The sequence below is a fragment of the Tateyamaria sp. GN1-10 genome (assembly GCF_055693845.1).
In genome coordinates this window covers 3,406,684-3,427,193 of the sequence record NZ_JBVFUR010000004.1, presented here as the reverse complement: position 1 = coordinate 3,427,193, position 20,510 = coordinate 3,406,684, and the positions used below count along the sequence as shown (strand labels likewise).

The window sequence follows — 20,510 nt, the reverse complement described above, 5'->3', positions numbered from 1 at the left end:
GGACACACCATGAAAACCATCAAGGGCCCGGCGCTGTTTCTGGCGCAGTTTGCTGGCGATGACGCGCCGTTCAATTCCTGGGATGCCATCACCAAGTGGGCCGCTGATTGCGGATACAAGGGCGTGCAGGTTCCCAGTTGGGACGGGCGTTTGATCGATTTGGCCACGGCGGCGGAAAGCAAGGATTATTGCGAGACGTTCAAGGGGCAGGCCGCCGAAAACGGGATCGAGGTGACCGAGCTGTCCACCCACCTTCAGGGGCAGTTGGTTGCAGTGCACCCGGCTTATGACGAAGCGTTTGACGGGTTCGCCGCTGAATCTGTGCGCGGCAACCCCAAGGCGCGGCAGGCATGGGCCGTGGATCAGGTGAAACAGGCGATCTCGGCCTCGGCCAATATGGGCATCGGTGCACATGCCACGTTCTCTGGCGCGCTGGCATGGCCTTATATCTATCCATGGCCTCAGCGCCCGGCAGGTCTGGTTGAAACCGCCTTTGACGAGCTTGCAGCCCGTTGGCGTCCGATCCTTGATCATGCCGAGGAAAACGGGGTCGATATCTGCTATGAAATCCACCCGGGTGAAGACCTTCACGACGGGGTGACCTTCGAGATGTTCCTTGAGCGTGTGGACAATCACGCACGTTGCAACATGCTCTATGACCCGAGCCACTATGTCCTGCAGTGCCTTGATTACCTTGATAATATAGACATTTACAAAGATCGTATCCGCATGTTCCACGTCAAGGATGCCGAGTTCAATCCGACGGGACGGCAGGGCGTGTATTCCGGATATCAAAGCTGGGTCGACCGCGCGGGTCGCTTTCGGTCACTAGGTGACGGACAGGTTGATTTCGCAGCAGTGTTTTCCAAGATGGCAGCCAATGACTTTGATGGTTGGGCCGTGGTGGAATGGGAATGCTGTCTGAAGCATCCCGAGGATGGGGCGCGCGAGGGTGCCCAGTTCGTGTCCGATCATATTATCCGCGTAACGGAACGTGCCTTTGACGATTTTGCCGATGGCGGTACGGATGAGGCCGCCAATCGCAAGATGCTGGGCATTGATCGCTAGACGATGGCGTTTTTGACAAACCGACCCTTCGGGGAGGATTTTTTGAAACAGGGAAGAGGAACGGTTGTGCCATTTGGTGAGCCGGGAGAGTGATATGAGCCGGATTAAATTGGGTATGGTTGGCGGCGGCAACGACGCCTTTATTGGTGGGGTACACCGTATTGCCAGTCGGATTGACGACCGGTTCGAACTTGTGGCCGGTGCGCTGAGTTCGACGCCGGAAAAATCTCAGGCCAGCGGTGCGGCTCTTGGTCTGCCGCGCATCTATGACGACTACAAACAGATGGCGCAGCGTGAGGCGCGGCGGAAGGACGGAATTGACGCCGTCAGTATCGTGACACCGAACCACGTGCACTATGCAGCGGCGCGTGAGTTTTTGAAGCGCGGTATTCACGTGATCTGTGACAAGCCGCTGACATCGACCCTTGCCGATGCCAAGAAGCTGGTGAAAGCGGCCGAGGACAGTGAGGCGCTGTTCATCCTGACTCACAACTACACGGGCTATCCCATGGTGCGGCAGGCGCGGCAGATTGTGGCGAATGGCGACATTGGGACCATCCGTGTGGTGCAGGTTGAGTATCCGCAGGACTGGCTGACGGTCGAGCAGGATTTCAAGCAGGCCGAATGGCGCACTGATCCCGCGCGATCAGGTGCGGGAGGGTCCACGGGTGACATCGGCACTCATGCGTTCAACCTGGCGTGTTTCGTGACCGGTCTGGAAGTTGACAGTCTGGCCGCCGATCTGGAGGCGTTCGTGCCCGGTCGTCAGGTGGATGACAACGGCCACGTGATGTTGCGATTCAACGGCGGTGCCAAGGGGATGCTGTGGTGTAGCCAAGTGGCGCCGGGCAATGAAAACGCACTACGCATTCGGGTCTATGGCGACAAGGGTGGCCTCGAATGGGCGCAGGAAGATCCGAACTACCTGTGGCACACGCCGTTTGGAGAGCCCAAGCGCCTTATCACACGCAATGGGGCTGGGGCAGGGGATGCCGCCGCGCGCGTCTCGCGCATCCCCCCGGACATCCCGAAGGGTATCTGGAAGGGTTCGCCAATATCTATACCGAGGCTGCTACTGCCATCGCCGCCGTCAAGGCGGGCGAGGCGGTGCCGGAGGATGTGGTGCATCCGACGATACATGATGGGCTGAGGGGCGTGCAGTTCGTGTCGGCCTGTGTCAAATCCTCGGCACGCAATGCGGCATGGGTGAAACTGGACCACTGACAAAACGGGTACAGGGGTGGCTTGACCCGCCCCGGCCCTTGGCATATCTCAGCACCCGGAGCTGCGGGCGTTGTGTAGTGGTAAGACCTTAGCCTTCCAAGCTAATGACGCGGGTTCGATTCCCGCCGCCCGCTCCAACCCCCTCCCATGCGCTGCCCTGTCCACTTGACCTGACCGCTCGGGTGCGGGCATGTGCGCACTGCATATGTTGCCGGAGACCGCATGGCCGACCAGACGACCACACAAATGCCCCCCAAGGCAGGCACGCCAGAGCGTGAAAAATCCAAGCAGCTTGGCGCGTTACGTGCGCTTTGGCCTTTTGTTCAGCCCTATTGGAAGCTAATGCTCGCCGCCATCGCGGCGCTGGTGTCCACGGCGATTGTATCATTGGCCCTGCCTTTGGCCGTGCGTCGCGTGGTGGACAATTTCAACACTGAACAGTCCGAGATTCTCGACCTTTACTTCCTCGCAGCCATCGGAATCGCCGGCCTTTTGGCCGTGGGCACAGCCGTGCGCTATATGCTGGTGACGCGCCTGGGAGAGCGCGTGGTGGCAGACATCCGCAAAGCGGTGTTCAACCGCGTCATCGGCATGTCGCCCAGTTTCTACGAAAATATCATGACGGGTGAGGTGTTGAGCCGGATCACCACGGACACGACCTTGATTTTGAGCGTTATCGGGTCGTCTGTTTCAATCGCCCTGCGCAACTTGCTTATTTTTATTGGCGGGTTGGTCTTGATGCTGCTGACCTCGGCCAAATTGACCGGGCTTGTCCTGCTGATTGTGCCTGCCGTCATCATTCCCATCCTTGTTTTGGGGCGTCGGTTGCGGGTGCTGAGCCGTGAGAACCAGGACTGGATCGCTGCGTCCTCAGGCCGGGCGTCCGAGCAGTTGAGCGCGGTGCAGACTGTTCAGGCCTTTACCCATGAAGCGGCCAGCCGGGACATGTTTTCCGAAGTGACCGAGCAAAGCTTTGGGTCGGCGCGCAGGAGGATTGCGACCCGCGCCTTGATGACGGCAATTGTCATTTTCCTGGTCTTTGTTGGGATCGTCGGTGTGCTCTGGATCGGGGCCAACGATGTGCGCTCTGATACGATGACCATGGGCGCCCTGATCCAGTTCGTCATCTATGCGGTCATGGTTGCGGGTGGAGTTGCCGCCTTGTCCGAGATCATAGGCGAGTTGCAGCGTGCCGCCGGTGCGACCGAGCGCTTGGTGGAACTGCTGCAGACCACAGATGCAGTTCAGGATGTCGAGCAACCCTTGCAACTGCCTCAGCCCGTGTCTGGGCACATCACCTTTGATGACGTACGCTTTGCCTACCCGGCACGTCCGGCGATCAACGCGCTGGATGGCGTGTCATTGGATATTCAGCCCGGCGAAACAGTTGCTTTTGTTGGCCCTTCAGGTGCCGGGAAAACCACGATCATCCAGATGCTCTTGCGCTTTTATGATCCGCAAGAGGGACGCATTTTGCTAGACGGAACAGATGTGGCGCAGATGGAGCGCGAGGCCTTCCGTCAGCACATTGCTCTCGTGCCGCAGGATCCGATCATCTTTGCAGCATCTGCAGCCGAAAACATCGCCTTCGGACGTCCCGGCGCAACGCAGGCCGAGATTGTTGCCGCGGCGCAGGCCGCCGCGGCGCACGATTTCATCTCGGCCTTGCCGCAGGGATATGACAGCCCATTGGGCGAGCGTGGTGTCATGCTTTCAGGCGGTCAGAAGCAGCGCATCGCCATTGCGCGGGCCATTCTGCGGGATGCGCCTGTCTTGTTGCTGGACGAGGCAACCAGCGCATTGGACGCCGAGAGTGAACGCGCGGTTCAAGAGGCGGTGGATACGCTGGCGCAGGGGCGGACCACGCTGATTGTGGCGCACCGGCTCGCAACGGTCAAAAAAGCAGACCGTATCGTCGTTCTGGATCAAGGTCGTGTTGTGGCGCAGGGTCCTCACCATCAATTGGTGTCCGAAGATGGTCTCTATGCCCGGTTGGCACGTCTGCAATTCACAGACGGCGTCGCCGCAGAATAGCGCAGGCGCTTTGTGACCCTAGGTTACTGTATCTGACGCGACGTCCCGGCAGGTCCCAGCCCCTTGCAATGCTTGAACATTGCGGCAATCCACCGCATCTTGTTGCGGAGGAATTATTGCGCCGTAACAAAAAATACATGGCGCTACAGGGAGGATGACCATGCCATTTGCCGGGATCGCGGACCGCGACGCCATTCAGAACGAGATGCCCTGGGAAGAGCGTGATGTCGCCAAAACCCTGTTTGGTATGTTGAGCAGAACGGCGGAGAAATACCCCAGTCACAACGCCATCAGCTACCAGATCTTTTCGGACCCAAAGTCCAAAGCCGAGACGCTGACATGGTCACAGCTTCAGGGCCGCACGGCGCAATGCGCCAACATGTTCCGCAAGCATGGCATCGGTCCGACCGACGTTGTTGCGTACATCCTGCCCAACGCCACCGAAACCGTTGTGACGCTTTTGGGCGGTGCGACGGCAGGCATTGTGAACCCGATCAACCCGCTTCTGGACGCCGAACAGATCGGTGCCATCCTTCGCGAAACAAACGCCAAGGCCGTGGTCACTCTGCGTGCGTTTCCGAAGACGGACGTGGCAGAAAAGACCACCGAAGCGGTGAAGCTGGCGCCCAACGTCAAGACCGTGTTCGAGGTGGATCTGCTGGGCCATGTGTCCGGCCTCAAATCCTTCATCATCCCACTGATCCGTCCCAAGATGGAAAAGGCGTCAGGCGTTACATACCTGAATTTCAACGCAGAGTGCGCCAAGCATCCGACAACGCTGCAGTTCGAGGATGTGCAGGAAGACCGCGTCGCGTGCTACTTCCACACCGGCGGCACAACCGGCATGCCGAAAGTCGCGCAGCACAAGTATTCCGGCATGGTCTACAACGGCTGGGTCGGTGCGACCGTTCTGTTGAGTGCCGAGGATAACATACTGGCACCACTGCCACTTTTCCACGTCATGGCGGCTCATGTGCTGCTGTTGGGCGCAGTTGCGTCGGGGGCGCATTGCATCTTCCCCACGCCGCAAGGCTACCGGGGTGAAGGCGTCTTTGACAATATCTGGAAGCTGACCGAGCGGTGGAAAATCACCTTTATCGCGTCGGTGCCCACGGCCATTGCGGCCATGATGCAGCGTCCGATTGATGCGGATATCGGCACCGTGAAATCGACATTCTCGGGTTCGGCCCCGCTGCCTCAAGAGCTGTTCAAACGCTATGAAAGCGCTGCAGGCGTGGAGATCGTTGAGGGCTACGGCATGACCGAGGCAACCTGCCTTGTGTCCGGCAACCCCATCGACGGCGAAAAGAAAATCGGCTCTGTTGGCATCCCGTTCCCCTATACGGACGTCAAAATCTACAAGGGTACACCAGATGGTCCGATTGAGGCCGGTGTGGATGAGATTGGCGAGATTTGTGTGAGCAATCCGGGCGTCTGGGCGGGCAACACCTACACCGAGGCCGACAAGAACAAAGACTTGTATTACAACGAAAAATACCTGCGGACGGGCGATCTGGGCCGCTTTGATGAAGACGGGTATTTGTGGATCACGGGTCGCGCCAAGGACCTGATCATTCGTGGTGGTCACAACATCGATCCGGCCGAGATCGAAGAGGCGCTGCTGGGTCATGAGGCCGTCGCCTTTGCCGGTGCGATTGGTCAGCCTGACCAGCATTCGGGCGAGTTGCCATGCGCCTATGTCGAGTTGGTCGACGGTGCGACGGTGACACCGGATGAGTTGATGGCGTTTTGCAAGGAACATGTCCACGAGCGGGCGGCACAGCCCAAACACATGACCATCATGGACGAGCTGCCAAAGACCGCTGTCGGAAAAATCTTCAAACCCGATCTGCGCAAGGAAGCGATCACACGTGTCTACAACGCGGCGCTGAGCGAGGCGGGGCTGAAGGCGCAGGTTGTGGCCGTGACGGATGACAAGAAGCGTGGTTTGGTCGCGCAGGTCGCCGCCAATGGCGAGGGCGAGACAGCGATCCAGACCGTTTTGGGTGACTTTGTCCGCCCGTGGGACATGGCGTCCGAGGCGATGGCAGCCCAGTAAATCCTAACGCACCGTGCGGTGCGGTTTGACAACGTGAAAGGCGCGGAACTGCGAAGTTTGCCGCGCCTTTTGCGATTTTTGCACCCCTGCATTTCGCGTGATTTTCGACCACTTGGGGCATTCCGCACATTTTTGCCGGGAAACTGCGCATTTTGTCCCCTCGGGGCCTGTTAACCTGCGATTTATAAATACCTTGCCGTTAACCTTTGGCGACCCTCGTTAACCTTGTGTTTACAGACGGGTACAGACCTGACGCAGACGTGACCGCATGCCTGTTTGTTCTGTCCTATCGTTCTGCCAAGAGATGTCGGAAAAGGGGACAAGATGCCGAAGTCGAAAAAACGTGTGAAGGCGGCACCATCGAAGTCGGAGAAAAGTGGGTTGTCACGCCGGTCGGTGATGGGCGGTGGCGCGGCTGCCTCGGCCGTGGTTCTGGGTGGTGGGTTTTGGGGGTGAGTTCGTTCCGGAGCTATGCGGCTGAGCATGATCTGACCCGCGTGGGCAAAGGCGACCTGGCGATCGTGCAGGTCCATGACCCGCAATGCCCGACCTGCACGGCTTTGCAGAAGCAGACCCGGAAGGCGCTGCGTGATTTTGACGATTGCGGATTGGTGTATCTGGTTGCCGATATCAAGACGCCCGAGGGCGCAGCCTTTGCCCGGCGGTTCAATTCACCGCATGTGACGTTGTTGCTGTTTGACGGGCAGGGTGAGTTGCAGCGCAGGGTGCAGGGGATGCAGCAAGCCTCGGCTTTGGTCGAGGTGTTTGCAGATTACAAGGCGACGGCCTGAGCTGAGGACCTGGGCACGGAATCAAGCCGAAGGCGCCGTGCCAGTGGCGCCCCGTCCCGGCGGGCTGCCGCTACGTTTCCGTCGGCGCGCTGTGGACCTGTCATAGGCAAATGACCACGATAAAGTGCGCTGAAAGAGCGATAGAGCGGCACCCCACGGGCCACCACTTGCACGGCTTGGATTCAACTCAGGAAAGTTTTGCCCTTCATCGTGTCGGGGATGTCGGCACCGAGGCGATTCAGGATCGTGGGGGCCAGTTGCAACTGGTCGATCACGGTGCCTGTGTCGGGGCCCTTAGCCTCTCCGAAATAGTAGAGCGCCGTTTCCTGTTGCAAGGCGCCACGCCCGCCATGGTGCCCGCGGTCATCCTGCCCGTGATCGGCGGTCACGATCACCTCGTATCCCATGTCGCGCCAGCGCGGGATGAAGGGGGCCAGCATCTCGTCCATGACGAAACAGGCCTGATCCATTTCCTGACAATCGTGGAAGAACCGGTGCCCCATACTGTCGAGTGTACATGTGTGCAGCATGCCGTAGGTCAGGTCGAACCGGGCGCAGAGGTTGGTGAGTGTGCCGAAGAGGTCCACGTCGGACGGTGTCATCTGGTTGTTGGCGCCGTAGCCTGTCATTGTGTGAAAGCGACCGTGGTTGATCGTGTCGCTGGCTGGTTCGTCATATTCGATGTCGCGGACAAAATCGAAGGGCGCGCGGTTGAAAAACTCGGACCAGAAGGAATGGGCGACGGCCCCCGTGGTGCCGCCTGCCTTGCGGACCTGCCCGAACACGTCTGGGTGGGTCAGGCGGGACACGTTGCCGTTGCCGGTGCAGCCATGTTCGGCGGGCGTGACCCCGGTGTGGATCGAAGCATAGCAGGAGGCGGAGATTGATGGGATGACGCTGCGGTGTGTCCACGTCTGCGCGTCGCCGCTGTCCACCCAGCCTTCGAGATTGCCGAAGAGGCGGCGGAAGTTTCTGAGCGGTACGCCGTCAAGAATGATGAGCAGGAGTTTGTGTGTCATGGCCGGTCCCTTCGTGTCGGGGCACTGTAGGCATAGGGATATGTCGGCACCAAGACGTTGTTGCGCAGGTCAGGTTGCAGAATTGAAAGATGGGACGGGTCGGACGCGCTTTGCCCTTGGCAAAGACGCCCCGCCCACCGTCCCTTAGTTCCCGGCGCTTTCCATCTTGCGATTGGCGATGACGTCTTCGAGCCAGCCCAGTTTCATTTCCGGCACAGAGCTGAGCAGGAGGTCGGTGTAGTCGTCGAACGGGGGCGTCAGCACTTCGGACTTGGTGCCGTAGCGCTGGACCTTGCCCTGGTACATCACGGCGATGCTGTCCGAGATTGCTTTGACCGTGGCGAGGTCGTGGGTGATGAAGAGGTAGGCCACATCCTCGATCTTTTGCAGGTTCAGGAGCAGTTTGAGGATGCCGTCCGCGACCAGCGGGTCAAGGGCGGAGGTGACCTCGTCACATATGATCAGTCTGGGTTTGGCGGCGAGGGCACGGGCGATGCAGACGCGCTGTTTTTGCCCGCCTGAGAGTTCGGCCGGGTAGCGGTCCTGAAAGCCTTGACCGAGTTCAATCTCGTCCAGCAGTTCCTGTATGCGTTTCTGTTTCTCGGCGCCCTTGAGGCCGAAATAGAATTCGAGCGGACGCCCGATGATCGTGCCCACAGTCTGGCGCGGGTTCATGGCGGTATCCGCCATCTGGTAGATCATCTGCAACTCGCGCAGGTCTTCGATGCTGCGGTTGGGTTGGTCGGGGGAGAGGGCGCGGCCTGCGAAGGTGATCTTGCCTGCTGTCGGAGGCAGGAGGCCGGTGATCACGCGGGCGAGGGTGGATTTGCCGGAGCCCGATTCGCCCACCACCGCCAGCGTTTGTCCCGGGCTGATGTCGACGCTGACATCGTGCAGGACGTCGAAATTGGTGCCTTTGTAGCGTGCGGTGATGTTTTCGACTCGCAGGACCGGCTCGGTGGGTTGCTTTTCCTCGTGTTCGATGGAACGGACGGAGACGAGCGCCTTTGTGTACTCTTCCTGGGGTGTATTGATGATCTGGTCTGTTGTTCCGTATTCGACCTTTTCACCGTGTCGCAACACCATGATGTGGTCGCTGACTTGCGCTACGACCGCGAGGTCATGTGTGATGTAGAGGGCGGCCACTCCGGTGTCGCGGATCGCGTCCTTGATCGCTTTCAGCACGTCGATCTGGGTCGTGACGTCGAGGGCCGTGGTGGGTTCGTCGAACACGACGAGGTCGGGTTCGGGGCAGAGCGCGAGCGCCGTCATGCAGCGTTGCAGTTGTCCGCCCGAGACCTGGTGCGGGTAGCGGTTGCCGATTGTGTCGGGGTCGGGCAGGCCCAGCTTGGTGAAGAGTTCGACGGCGCGGGCCTGTGCCTTGGCTTTTGTGAATTTGCCCTGACCCACGGCCGCCTCGATCACCTGTTCCATGATCTGCTTGGCCGGGTTGAACGAGGCAGCGGCCGACTGGCTGACATATGTCACCTCGGCCCCGCGCAGCTTGCGGATGTCCTTGAGCGGTGCCTTCAGTACGTCGCGCCCGTTCACTTCGACAGAGCCATCGGTGAGTTTCACGCCGCCGCGGCCATAGGCCATGGAGGCGAGGCCGATGGTGGATTTGCCGGCACCGGATTCACCGATCAGGCCGAGCACCTTGCCCGGTTCGACATCGAAGTCGACGCCGTGCACGATTTCGATGTCGTGGGGTTTTTCGCCGGGCGGATAGACGGTGGCGCCGATCTTGAGGCCGCGGACTTTGAGCAGTGGTGTTGTCATGTTGGCATATCTCCGGGGCTCTGCCCCGGACCCCGAGGTATTTTGGGCCAGAAGAAAGGAAGGGTTTGGGTCATCCGCGGCCCCCTTTGAGTGAGGTGGTACGGTTCAGGATCCAGTCGGCAATGAGGTTCACGCTGATGGCAAGCGTGGCGATGGCCACCGCCGGGTAGAGCGCGGCGCCGATGCCGAAATTGATCCCTTCCTTGTTCTCTTTCACGATGCCGCCCCAGTCCGCGAGCGGGGGCTGCACGCCTATGCCCAGGAAGGACAGCGTAGAGATGAAGAGCACCATGAAGATGAAGCGCAGGCCCATTTCGGCCACCAGCGGTGAGAGCGCGTTGGGCAGGATTTCCCGGAAGATGATCCAGCCGAGTTTTTCGCCCCTGAGCCGGGCAGCTTCCACGTAGTCCATGACGCTGATGTCTACGGCCACCGCGCGGGCGAGGCGGTAGACCCGTGTGGAGTCCAGAAGGCCCATGATGACGATCAGGGTCAGCACCGTGGCCTCGATACTCGACAGGATGACCAGCGCGAGGATGAGCGACGGGATTGACATGAAAAGGTCGACGAGGCGGGACATGACCTGATCGACCCATCCGCCCGAAACAGCAGCGAGGAAGCCCAGGACCGAGCCGGTCGTGAAGCTGAGGATCGTGGCGGCGGTGGCGATGAAGATCGTCGTTTGGCCGCCGAATATCATGCGGGTGAGCAGGTCGCGGCCAATCTGGTCGGTGCCAAGCCAGTGGGCGGCGGAGGAGGGCTCCCACACGTCACCCACGGTTTCGGCCATGCCGTAGGGGGCGATGAGCGGCGCGAAGAGGGCTGCGAGGAAGTAGGTGCCGGTGATCAGAAGGCCGATGGCGGCGGAGAGGGGGATGTTTTTTAGCATGTTATGTTCCCAGAATAGCGACCGGGTGCCTCCCCGCGCCTTTGCCTTGCAAAGACGCTTGGTCGCACGAAATGAGTTTTCTCGGTGAAAAACTCATTTTGGGTGCCTCAAACGCGGGTTGGCGAGAATACTCACCACGTCAGCGACAATGTTCAGGATGATGTAGACGGCGGCGAATATGACGCCGCAGGCCAGCACGACCGGTACGTCCCGTTTGACCACCGCGTCCACAAGATATTGGCCCATGCCGGGATAGGCAAAGACCACTTCGACCACGACGACACCCACCACGAGGTAGGCGAGATTGATCATCACCACGTTGACGATGGGGGCGATGGCGTTGGGGAAAGCGTGGCGGTAGATGACCTTGAACGTGGTCAGGCCCTTCAGTTCAGCCGTTTCGATATAGGCCGATTGCATCACGTTCAGGATGGCTGCGCGTGTCATGCGCATCATGTGCGCCAGAACCACCATCGTCAGCACTGCGACGGGCAGTGAGATGGCGTGCAACTGATCCAGCAGCGGCATGCCCGGCGATACTGAGGCGAACGAGGGCGCCCAGAAGAGTTTCACCGCGAAGAAGAACACCAGGATGTAGGCGATCATGAATTCGGGCAGCGAGATCGAGGCGAGCGTGATGCCCGAGATCAGCTTGTCCGGCCAGCGGTTCTGGAAGCGCACGGCGATGAGGCCCAGCAGGATGGCCAGCGGGACCGAGATGATGGCCGCCCAGAAGGCAAGGAAGAGGGTGGAGGACATGCGGCGCGCGATCTGTTCACCGATGGGCAGTTTGTTGGTCAGCGCCACACCCATATCCCCGGTGACGATGCCGCTCAGCCATTCGACGTAACGGGTGACGGCGGGGCGGTTCAGCCCCATTTCCTCGCGCAGGTTGGCGAGGCTTTCGGGCGTGGCGGATTGGCCCAGAATGGCCTGTGCTGCGTCGCCTGGCAGGATTTCGGTCAGGCCGAAGATCAGGGCAGAGGCCGCGAACAGCAACAACACACCAAGGGCGAGGCGCTCTGCGACAAGTTTTAGAATGGGGTGCATATGGTCGGGTCCTGATGGGACCGATGCCGCCCGGCTAAGGGCGTGCGCAGGGTCGTGAATTGAAAAACCGCGCCCGTTTGTGTACGGGCGCGGTGTGATGTGGGCTTAGGCTTTCCAGGTGTACTTGCCGGTTTTCCAGTACATCTGCGGGCCGTTCGGGTTCGGCTCCCACCCCTGGACCGATGCGGAGACCGCATCCACGAAGTCGTTGAACATGGGCACCATCACGCCGCCCTCTTCGTTCATCATGCGACCCATCTGGGAATAGATATCTTTCCGCTTGCCTTCGTCGATCTCGGCGCGGGCTTCCAGAAGCATCGCGTCGAATTCAGGGCGCTTCCAGCGTGTGTCGTTCCAGTCTGCCGTGGACAGGTAGGCCGTGGTGTACATCTGGTCCTGCACGGGGCGACCACCCCAGTAGGAGCAGCAGAACGGTTGCACGTTCCAGACCTCGGACCAGTAGCCGTCATTGGGCTCGCGCTTGATTTCCAGCGGGATGCCTGCCGCCTGGCAGGACTGCTGGAAGAGGGCTGCGGCATCGACCGCGCCGGGGAAGGCGCCATCGGCGGTGCGCAGGATGATGGGCGATCCATCGTGGCCGGACTTCTTGTAGTGCTCCGCCGCTTTTTCCAGATCAAAGCTGCGCTGCGGGATCGTTTCGTCAAAGAAGGGATAGGCCGCGTTGATCGGCATGTCGTTTCCGACGGATCCATAGCCTTGCAGGATCTTTTCGACCATTTCCTCGCGGTTGAGCGCGTGTTTCAGGGCCAGACGCAGTTCGTTTTCGTCGAAAGGCGCGGTGTCCACGTGCATGATAAAGACGTAGTGGCCGCGTCCTTGGGTCGACAGTACGTTGACGGTCGGGGCACGGTCCAGCAGCTTGGCGATCTTGGGTTCCACGCGGTTGATGGCGTCGACCTGACCCGATTGCAGGGCTGCCGTGCGCGCGGTGGCATCGTTCAGCACGATGATTTCGACTGCGTCGTAGTGGGCCACTTGCGTCTGGTCGCCGCCCCAGTAGTCCGCTTTGCGGGCGAAGGTCATGCGCACGCCGGGCTCATCCATTTCGAGCGTGTAGGGGCCTGTGCCGATGGCCGCTGCCGGGTCGTCAAAGCCGCCGCCGGGTTGGATGATCAGGTGATAGTCCGCCATGAGGTAGGGCAGGTCGGCGTTGCCGACGCCCAGCGTCACTTCGAACACGTCGCCGTCGGTGCGCATGCTTTCGATGCCCTGCACGATGCCAAGTGCGCCCGATTTCGATTCCTCGTTCGAGTGGCGTTCCATTGTCTTGAGCACGTCGTCGGCGGTGACCGCCGCGCCGTTCGAGAAGGCGACGCCGCTGCGGATCTTGAACCGCCAGACTGTGGCGTCGTCTGACCCTTCCCAGCTTTCCGCAATCAGCCCCTTGAGGCTGCCGTCAGCGACCAGTTCGATCAGTGGTTCACCCCACAGGAAACCGCCAGCAAGCGGGACATCGGAGGCCCACGTGGCAGGGTCCTGGCTGTTGGTGGATTCACCACCCTGAATACCCATCTTGAATGTACCGCCCGCGACCGGTGCGGCCTTGGCTTCGGTGGCGAGCATCGAGGATGCAACGGCCGCCGTGACGCCAAGGGCTGCTGCGCGCGCCATGAATTCACGTCGCGTCATCTTGCCTGCCGCCACCTTGGCTGACAGGTGTTCCAGTTCATTTGACATCAATTTCTCCCGGTTGGTCCCCTGCGCCTTGGCGGCGCGTTTCTTGTTTGCGCCGTTAGCGTACCCATTTGATGACACCCCGCAAGGGGTAATCCGGGAATGTTTTCAGCATTGTGAGCGTCAGCGGCATGCAGCGCCTATAGGTTCCGCCGCGGAACCTTGTCGGTTATCTCGCGTTGGTAGACACGTATATCGTTCTCGAACGCGTCCAGTTTTGCATTGAGGTGAAAGTGGGTGGCGTCGGACCACATCTCGCACCGCGCTTCGGTGCGTAAGCGTATATCGTCACGTTCAATTTCGTCCGTCCAGTGGCAAGTACCCCTTGCGGACAAGGGATCATCGGGATGGATGTCCCACCGTTCGCGGGCGATAGAGCCGTGGATCAGGCCGTGATCCAGATCGCGAACCTTGCCGAAGTCGTCTTCGATGATCAGGGAGGTGACGCCTGTGACCATATCGGTTTCCTGACGGCGGGTGTGGGCTTCGGGGCGACGTTCTTCGGTTTGCCAAGGTGCTGCAGCGTCAGGTGGTTCGAAGTGGCAGGGGTCGGCGTCCGTCAATGCGTCAATCGACAGTGAACCCGCGTGCAGCGTGACGGTGGTCGCTTCGGGCGCAGGCCAAATCAGGGGCCAATAGGCCGTGGACACAGAAACGCGCATGCGGTGGCCTGCCGGTACAGAATACGTAATGTGATCCAGATTGAGCCGAACCGCTTCCCGCTGTCCGGGCACCAATGGTCCGCCCAGGTGGTCTGCGAGGTTGAGAAGGCCATAAGTGATCCGCGTAGAGGCGCCGTCGGGATGCATGTGGTTCAGCCGCACGGCGATATGGGCGACGGGCTGGTCAGCACTCAGGTTCAGGCGAATGACCGGGGCGCCTGTAATTGCGAGTTCTGCACCCAGAGGTGCGCTGTCAAAGCTTGCGCTCAGCGCGTCATCGCGCCTCTGATCTCCGGGTAGTTCCGGGCCCAGCCAGATGGCGCAGTATTCCCCAGCGTCTGCGCCGGTGTCTTGAGGCGATGCGATCTCGCGCTGGATGGTGCCTTGCTCCGGACCGAGGCCGGCGTCGGTCATGTGCCAATGCTGTGTTTCAGTTTGCGGATCTGCAAGCCATCGTCCGGGCCGGTTGGTGTACCACGTGGCGGGTCGAACGCCGTCCATGAGGTAAGTGCGCAGGTCCGGGTCATCTTCGACCCCGGTGTCCGCGCCTTTCAGCCAGCGATCCCACCACCGCAGCGCCTCTTGCAGGAAACCGATCCGCGGTTCGGGCACGGCGAAATGCGGGTACTTGTGCACCCATGGGCCAATGATGCCCTTGGCGCCGGGCAGGTTCTGCACGATCTGCGGCACGGCGTTCTTGTAGGCATCGCCCCAGCCGCCGACGGCCAGCACCTTGGCCTTGATCGTGTCGTAGCTTTCGCAGACGGACCCGTGTTTCCAATAATCGTCTCGCGTCTGGTGACGCAGCCATGTGCTGGGCAGGAAGGGTTCGTGTTCGAGCCGCTCCAGCCACATCTCGCGCCAGTCGTGTCGCAGGGCCGGGTCGGGCGCGCGGGACGAATAGCTCCACATCGTGGCGCCCCAGCCGAGGTTTTCGTTCAGAAGGCAGCCGCCCTTGTAATGGATGTCATCCGCAAAGCGGTCGACGGTGGAGCAAAGTGTGATGATGGCCTTCAGCGGCTCCGGCGCCATCGCTGCGACCTGAAGGCTGTTGAAGCCGCCCCAACTGATCCCCATCATGCCAACAGAGCCATTGCACCACGGCTGGGCCGCCGCCCATGTGATGACCTCTACTGCGTCGTCAAGCTCCTGCTGCGTATATTCGTCCTCCATCACCCCTTGGCTGTCGCCATTGCCGCGCATGTCGACGCGCAGGCAGGCATAACCGCGCTGGGCGAAGTAGGGATGTGTGAGCGCGTCGCGGGCGCAGGTTCCATCGCGTTTGCGGTAGGGCAGGTATTCGAGGATCACCGGGACCGGATCGTCAACGGCGTCAACCGGGCACCACATCCGGGCGGACAAGCGGGTCCCGTCGGCGAGGGTGATGCCCAGATCAGGCTGCTCTTCGATCTCGCGGAGTGTGTTTTTCATGGACGCACGGTGAGCCGCGCCATGCGAGACTGTCAAGCGGCAGAGGGGGCCAGCCCCTCGCGCTGACGCGCTCTCCCCCGAGGTATTTTCAGCCAGAAGAAAGAGATTGTTAACCTGAACAGATCATGTTGCGCATACGGTACAGGCGGAGGCGCCGATGGCTGTGCCAGGAGAAGGGGTCACCTTTCTTCATGAGGGGAGGGCCGGACGCCTTCCCCTTTCTTCTTCTGGCTGAAAATACCTCGGGGGAGGCCGCAGGCCGGGGGCAGCGCCCCCTAGAAATATGTCGTCGCGCAGCGACCTTTGGATCACGCCTTGTATGCGATGAGCACGTCCATGACATTCGTGCCCGTAGGGCCAGTGATGACAAGGGCGCCGCGGTCTTTCAGCCAGGGATAGGCGTCGGCCCGCGCAAGTGCGTCTGCGCCACCGTCTGCCCATGTGGTGCCGTCGATCAGGGCACCTGCCGCGTCGGTGGGGCCATCCGTGCCATCTGTGCCCGCCACGAGGATGCGCAACCCTTGGGTCCCGGCGATCTCTCGGGCAAGCGCGAGACCCAGTGCCATGTTGCGCCCGCCTTGTCCCGGATTGTCAGGCAGTTGAACGACGGGCTCACCGCCGAAAATATGCAGGCCGGGTGCGGCATCTCGCAACATCCGGCCGAGGCGCGGCGCGAGGTCTGTGACATCGGCATAGAGTGTTTCGCTGTTTGTCAGCACGGTCACCGGGCTGGCCTTTGCCACCGCCTCCCGCGCGATGGCGTTGCTGGCGATGATGTGCGGTGCGAAGGTAAAGCCAGGATCGGATGGCGCGTCCCCGATGCCGGAGCCGATGGTGCCCAGGCTGTCGCCCTCTACATCCGACAGCGCCAGTGTTGTGACATGTGCCCCTTTGAAGCGGGCCAGCAGCTTGCCGCCCTTGATCTGTGACCGGGACGTGCGGTGGGTGTTCATGTCTCCAATCGGCGCGCCGGAGGCCAGAAGTGCCTGCGTTTCGGCCTTGAGTGCGTCCAGTGTCATGTCGCCTGCCGGAACCTCTGCCAATGAGGACGCCCCGCCTGAAACCAGCATGAGGAGATGACTGCCGGGTTTGCAGGACTGAACCGCATCGATCAGGGCCTGTCCCGCCGTTACGGAGGCCGCATCCGGCACCGGATGGGCGGCCTCGATCACTTGCGCCCCGGTCGGTGTTGTTTCGGCGTGGCCGTATTTTGTGACGATGAGGCAAGGCGTATCAGGCCAGGTTCGTGCCGCGGCGGTCGCCATGGCGGCGGCGGCCTTGCCGACAGCTATGATCCTATCAGGTGCCTGCACGTCTCCGGCGGCAATTGTTCGGCTGACGGCGGCATCCCCCTCGACGGCATTCACACCCGTATACCAGAGGTTGAGAAGATCAGGTGACTTGGGCATGGGGTGACCTCGTTGCGACAGTAAGTGAGTCCGAATCAACACAATATGTACCTGGAAACGCTGGAAATTGTGATCGGTTGAAAAAAGACTCTAGCCCTAGAATCATGATTCGCTTATCACTGCCTGCAGAACAAGTGGTCAGCACGGCAAACAATGTCGGCGGCGCGTTACCTGAAGGGACTGCACCAAAGCGGTCTGGGGCGAGAGTGGTGGTACTGAGATGAAGGCGATTGATTTCGTCGTCCGCGATGGCGCGGGCGCATTGCAGCGTGGAGTCGTGCCAATTGATGGCGCTACAACGGTTTCACTGGCAAGCGGGCAGGAGATTTCGTTCAACCTGCGGCAAATAGATCTGGCAGGTCAGCAGCGCAGTGGCGACGACCTGATCATCACCTTGGTTGATGGGCGCCAGATCACTCTGGAAAACTATTTCAATGATGTTGGCGATGCGAACCGGCTGTTCATCTCTGCCGATGGCTACCTGAACGAGGTTGCGTTTGTCGAGACCACTGACGGTGAGCTGTTTGCCCAGTTCGGGCCGACTGAACAGTGGGGCAAGTGGAGCCCGTCGGACGACCTGATCTATCTGGGCCGCACGGAGGTGGCACAGGCCGCTGTCGCGGACGAAGAAAGTGTGTCGATGTTGGGCGCGACCCTTCTTGGGGGTGGTCTTCTTGGGGGTGGCGCTGCGGCGGCTGCCGCTGTGATTGGCGGTGCTGCCGTCATCGGCGGCGGTGGAGGCGGCGGCGGTGTTGGTACGCCAGCTGACACCCCGGCGGACCCGACTGTAGACAATGTGGGCACATCTACGAATGTGGGTGGCGACGATACATCAACCCACCGCTTTACCGTGTCCGGTACTGGTGAACCCGGTGATACCGTTCAGGTGACGGCTGGCGGGCAGGTTCAAACTGTTACCATTGCCGATGACGGCACATGGTCGGTCGAGTTTGCCGATGGCACTTTCCCGGCGGATGGAACGGTGGAGACATCGGCGCTCTTTACCCATGCGGGTGGCGGGACGACCACAATTGCAGGCCCGGTGTTTGTCATCGACACAACCCCGCCCGAGGTGGCCGTGACCGAAGGGGTCGACTCGGTCGGTCATATCGTGAACGGGACGGAGCTGTCGGGTGGTGTGACACTTGAAGGCACCGGCGAAGCGGGTGCAACCGTCGCCATCACCGTTGCGGGTGTCACGCGCACGGTGACTGTGGCCGAGGACGGCACTTGGGAGGCCACGTGGCAATCTGGCACGATTGCCGACGGGGAATATTCAACCGATGTTGCCATCGTGGCGACGGATGCCTTTGGCAACAGCACGACCGTCAGCGATACGCTGGTCGTTGACACTGTTGCTTCGGTGACGATGGAGACTGCAACGGTCGAGACGGACGGTGTTGTCAACGCGGCAGAAGCCTCGGATGGCGTGACGCTGACCGGCACGGCGCAGCCCGGATCGACGGTCGAGGTGACCTTTGGCAGCGTGACGCGCAGCGCCACGGTGGATGCTGCGGGCAACTGGTCGGCGGTGTTCGTTGCCTCTGAAATCCCTGCGGGTGAGACTGAGGTTGCCGTGACGGCTGTGGCAACGGATGCCGCCGGGAACAGCGCAACGGCAACCGGGTCGGTCACTGTGGATACGTTTGTCAATGCCCTGGGTTACACCTCCACCGCGGGCGGAGACGGGACAATCAACGCGGCTGAGGCGGCGTCGGGCCTGGTGGTCACAGGCATCGTCGAGCCCGGATCAACCGTTGTTGTTGGGCTGGGCGGTGTCACTGCGAATGCCGTGGTTGCTGCGGATGGCACATGGACCGCAAGTTTTGCGCCGGGGCAGGTGCCGGCCGGGACCTACACGACGGACATGGTGGCAACAGCCACCGACGCTGCGGGCAACACCAGCAGCGTGACCCAATCGGTGAACGTCGACACGCAGGCAAGCCTCCTGACGCTCGACGGTCCGGTTGAAGGGGATGACATCATCAACGGAGCAGAGGCGAGCGACGGGGTGGTCCTGTCGGGCACCGCTGATCCCCGTGCGCTGGTCAACGTCACGTTGCACGGTGTCACGCATCAGGCCGTCGCAGGCACCAACGGTGTCTGGCAGGCGTTCTTCAACGCGACCGAAGTTCAGCAAGGCACCTACGATGCGCAGATCACGGCGACCACAACCGATGCAGCCGGAAACACGGCCACGGTGACGGATACCGTGCACGTGGATACACGTGTCGACAACCTGTCTGTCGCGGCGGATGTGATTGAAGGCGACAACGTGATTTCCGGTGCTGAACGGGCCGATGGGGTTGTCGTCAATGGAACGACAGAGCCCGGATCGACCGTAACAGTCACCTTGGGCAGCCAGACGGTGCAGGCCATCGTGGATGCCAATGGGAACTGGCAAGCGCCCTTCGCGGCCTCGCAAATTCCCGAGGGCGAATATACAACCAGCGTATCTGTGACTGCGACGGATCTTGCGGGCAACGTGGCCACGGTGTCGGACACCGTGCGGGTCGATACGCTGGTCAACCAGCTTGATATCCAGGACAACGTGACCGCTGACGATGTGGTCAGCGGGGCTGAGGCCCGCGAGGGCATCAACCTTGGCGGACAGGTCGAGCTCGGCTCGACCGTCATGGTCGATTTCAATGGCACCGTTCTGGCGGCAACCGTCGATGCGGCCGGAAACTGGTCGCTGGATATTCCGCCATCGGCCATTCCCAGCGGGGAATATGACGCCGCGATCACTGTTATGGCGACAGACGCTGTAGGCAACACTGAAACCCTGAGCGACACTGTTCGCATCGATACAGAAGCGCCCGATGGTCCTGTCATCGCCAGCTTTACCCGTGATGCGGATGGTATCCGCGGCATCTCGACCGAGCAAAGCGATGGGGATCTGGCCGTGGCGCAGGTCAACGCGGACGGGTCAATCACCGACGTGGCCGCGACGCAGATCGACATTGATGTGCTGGGCGAAACGAACTTCCAGTTCCAAACCGATGTACCAGATGGCTCGCACCTTGTGGTGAGCAGCGCGGATGCGGCGGGCAACACCGTTGGCACCTACGTGGTGCTGGACGATGAAAGTGCCAATTCCACCGTCGATCTGGGCAACCCGGCTTTGGGCAACTACCAGATCGAAGCGGTTGAGCTGCAATTCGCGGAAGAGGCCAACCTGACGATCACCGAAGCGCAGCTGCTTGGGCTGTCGGACAGCACCAACACGCTGACCATTCATGGCGGCAGCGACGACACGGTGACCATCGCCGGTGCCACGCGCACGGGATCGACCACCGTGGATGGTCAGGCCTACGACATCTACAGCCTTGGGACCGAAGGCACGATTATTCTGGACGACGATATCGCGCTCAACACGGGCGTCGTCTAAGACACTGAC

13 protein-coding genes, 1 tRNA gene and 1 pseudogene are annotated in these 20,510 nt (G+C 60.9%); 8 read left to right on the top strand and 7 right to left on the bottom strand.

Going from position 1 to position 20,510, the window contains the following annotated elements; all coding sequences use genetic code 11:
- Window positions 1-9: 9 nt before the first annotated feature.
- From ACZ1HN_RS19050 to ACZ1HN_RS19020, 7 genes and pseudogenes are all read left to right on the top strand, one after another.
- Window positions 10-1,068, top strand: coding sequence for a sugar phosphate isomerase/epimerase family protein (locus tag ACZ1HN_RS19050; protein ID WP_472728628.1), 1,059 nt, complete (start codon window positions 10-12; stop codon window positions 1,066-1,068).
- A gap of 94 nt (window positions 1,069-1,162) precedes the next feature.
- Window positions 1,163-2,292, top strand: a pseudogene (locus ACZ1HN_RS19045) (Gfo/Idh/MocA family protein).
- A gap of 63 nt (window positions 2,293-2,355) precedes the next feature.
- A tRNA-Gly gene (locus ACZ1HN_RS19040) sits at window positions 2,356-2,429 on the top strand.
- An 85-nt stretch (window positions 2,430-2,514) separates the two neighbouring features.
- Complete coding sequence (locus ACZ1HN_RS19035; RefSeq protein ID WP_472728627.1) at window positions 2,515-4,326, top strand: ABC transporter transmembrane domain-containing protein; 1,812 nt, start codon at window positions 2,515-2,517, stop codon at window positions 4,324-4,326.
- Between the two features lie 160 nt (window positions 4,327-4,486).
- Window positions 4,487-6,385, top strand: a complete 1,899-nt coding sequence (locus ACZ1HN_RS19030) for an acyl-CoA synthetase (protein WP_472728626.1) — start codon at window positions 4,487-4,489, stop codon at window positions 6,383-6,385.
- Between the two features lie 324 nt (window positions 6,386-6,709).
- A complete protein-coding gene (locus ACZ1HN_RS19025) occupies window positions 6,710-6,841 on the top strand; it encodes a hypothetical protein (RefSeq protein ID WP_472728625.1) in 132 nt (43 codons plus the stop codon).
- On the top strand, window positions 6,838-7,176 hold the full coding sequence (locus tag ACZ1HN_RS19020; RefSeq protein ID WP_472728624.1) for a hypothetical protein: 339 nt from the start codon (window positions 6,838-6,840) through the stop codon (window positions 7,174-7,176). The genes ACZ1HN_RS19025 and ACZ1HN_RS19020 overlap by 4 nt, the downstream gene beginning before the upstream one ends.
- A gap of 182 nt (window positions 7,177-7,358) precedes the next feature.
- Here the strand turns inward: ACZ1HN_RS19020 and ACZ1HN_RS19015 are convergent, their stop codons facing one another.
- The 7 genes from ACZ1HN_RS19015 to ACZ1HN_RS18985 all read right to left on the bottom strand — a co-directional run bounded on the left by ACZ1HN_RS19015 (window position 7,359) and on the right by ACZ1HN_RS18985 (window position 17,110).
- A complete protein-coding gene (locus ACZ1HN_RS19015) occupies window positions 7,359-8,195 on the bottom strand; it encodes an alkaline phosphatase family protein (RefSeq protein WP_472728623.1) in 837 nt (278 codons plus the stop codon).
- 144 nt (window positions 8,196-8,339) lie between these two features.
- Window positions 8,340-9,974, bottom strand: a complete 1,635-nt coding sequence (locus ACZ1HN_RS19010) for an ABC transporter ATP-binding protein (protein WP_472728622.1) — start codon at window positions 9,972-9,974, stop codon at window positions 8,340-8,342.
- Between the two features lie 70 nt (window positions 9,975-10,044).
- Window positions 10,045-10,863, bottom strand: coding sequence for an ABC transporter permease (locus ACZ1HN_RS19005; RefSeq protein WP_299202281.1), 819 nt, complete (start codon window positions 10,861-10,863; stop codon window positions 10,045-10,047).
- Between the two features lie 93 nt (window positions 10,864-10,956).
- Entirely contained in the window at window positions 10,957-11,913 is a 957-nt protein-coding gene (locus ACZ1HN_RS19000; RefSeq protein WP_472728621.1) for an ABC transporter permease, read from the bottom strand.
- 105 nt (window positions 11,914-12,018) lie between these two features.
- Window positions 12,019-13,611, bottom strand: a complete 1,593-nt coding sequence (locus ACZ1HN_RS18995) for an ABC transporter substrate-binding protein (protein WP_472728620.1) — start codon at window positions 13,609-13,611, stop codon at window positions 12,019-12,021.
- Window positions 13,612-13,748: 137 nt separating this feature from the next.
- Window positions 13,749-15,701: a CocE/NonD family hydrolase gene (locus ACZ1HN_RS18990; RefSeq protein WP_472728619.1), complete on the bottom strand. Its 1,953-nt coding sequence runs from the start codon at window positions 15,699-15,701 to the stop codon at window positions 13,749-13,751.
- A gap of 308 nt (window positions 15,702-16,009) precedes the next feature.
- The gene (locus tag ACZ1HN_RS18985; protein ID WP_472728618.1) at window positions 16,010-17,110 is read right to left on the bottom strand and encodes a glycerate kinase type-2 family protein; all 1,101 of its coding nucleotides are present in this window, start codon (window positions 17,108-17,110) and stop codon (window positions 16,010-16,012) included.
- Window positions 17,111-17,330: 220 nt separating this feature from the next.
- Between ACZ1HN_RS18985 and ACZ1HN_RS18980 the strand changes: the two genes are divergently transcribed.
- Complete coding sequence (locus ACZ1HN_RS18980; protein WP_472728617.1) at window positions 17,331-20,501, top strand: Ig-like domain-containing protein; 3,171 nt, start codon at window positions 17,331-17,333, stop codon at window positions 20,499-20,501.
- Window positions 20,502-20,510 lie beyond the last annotated feature (9 nt).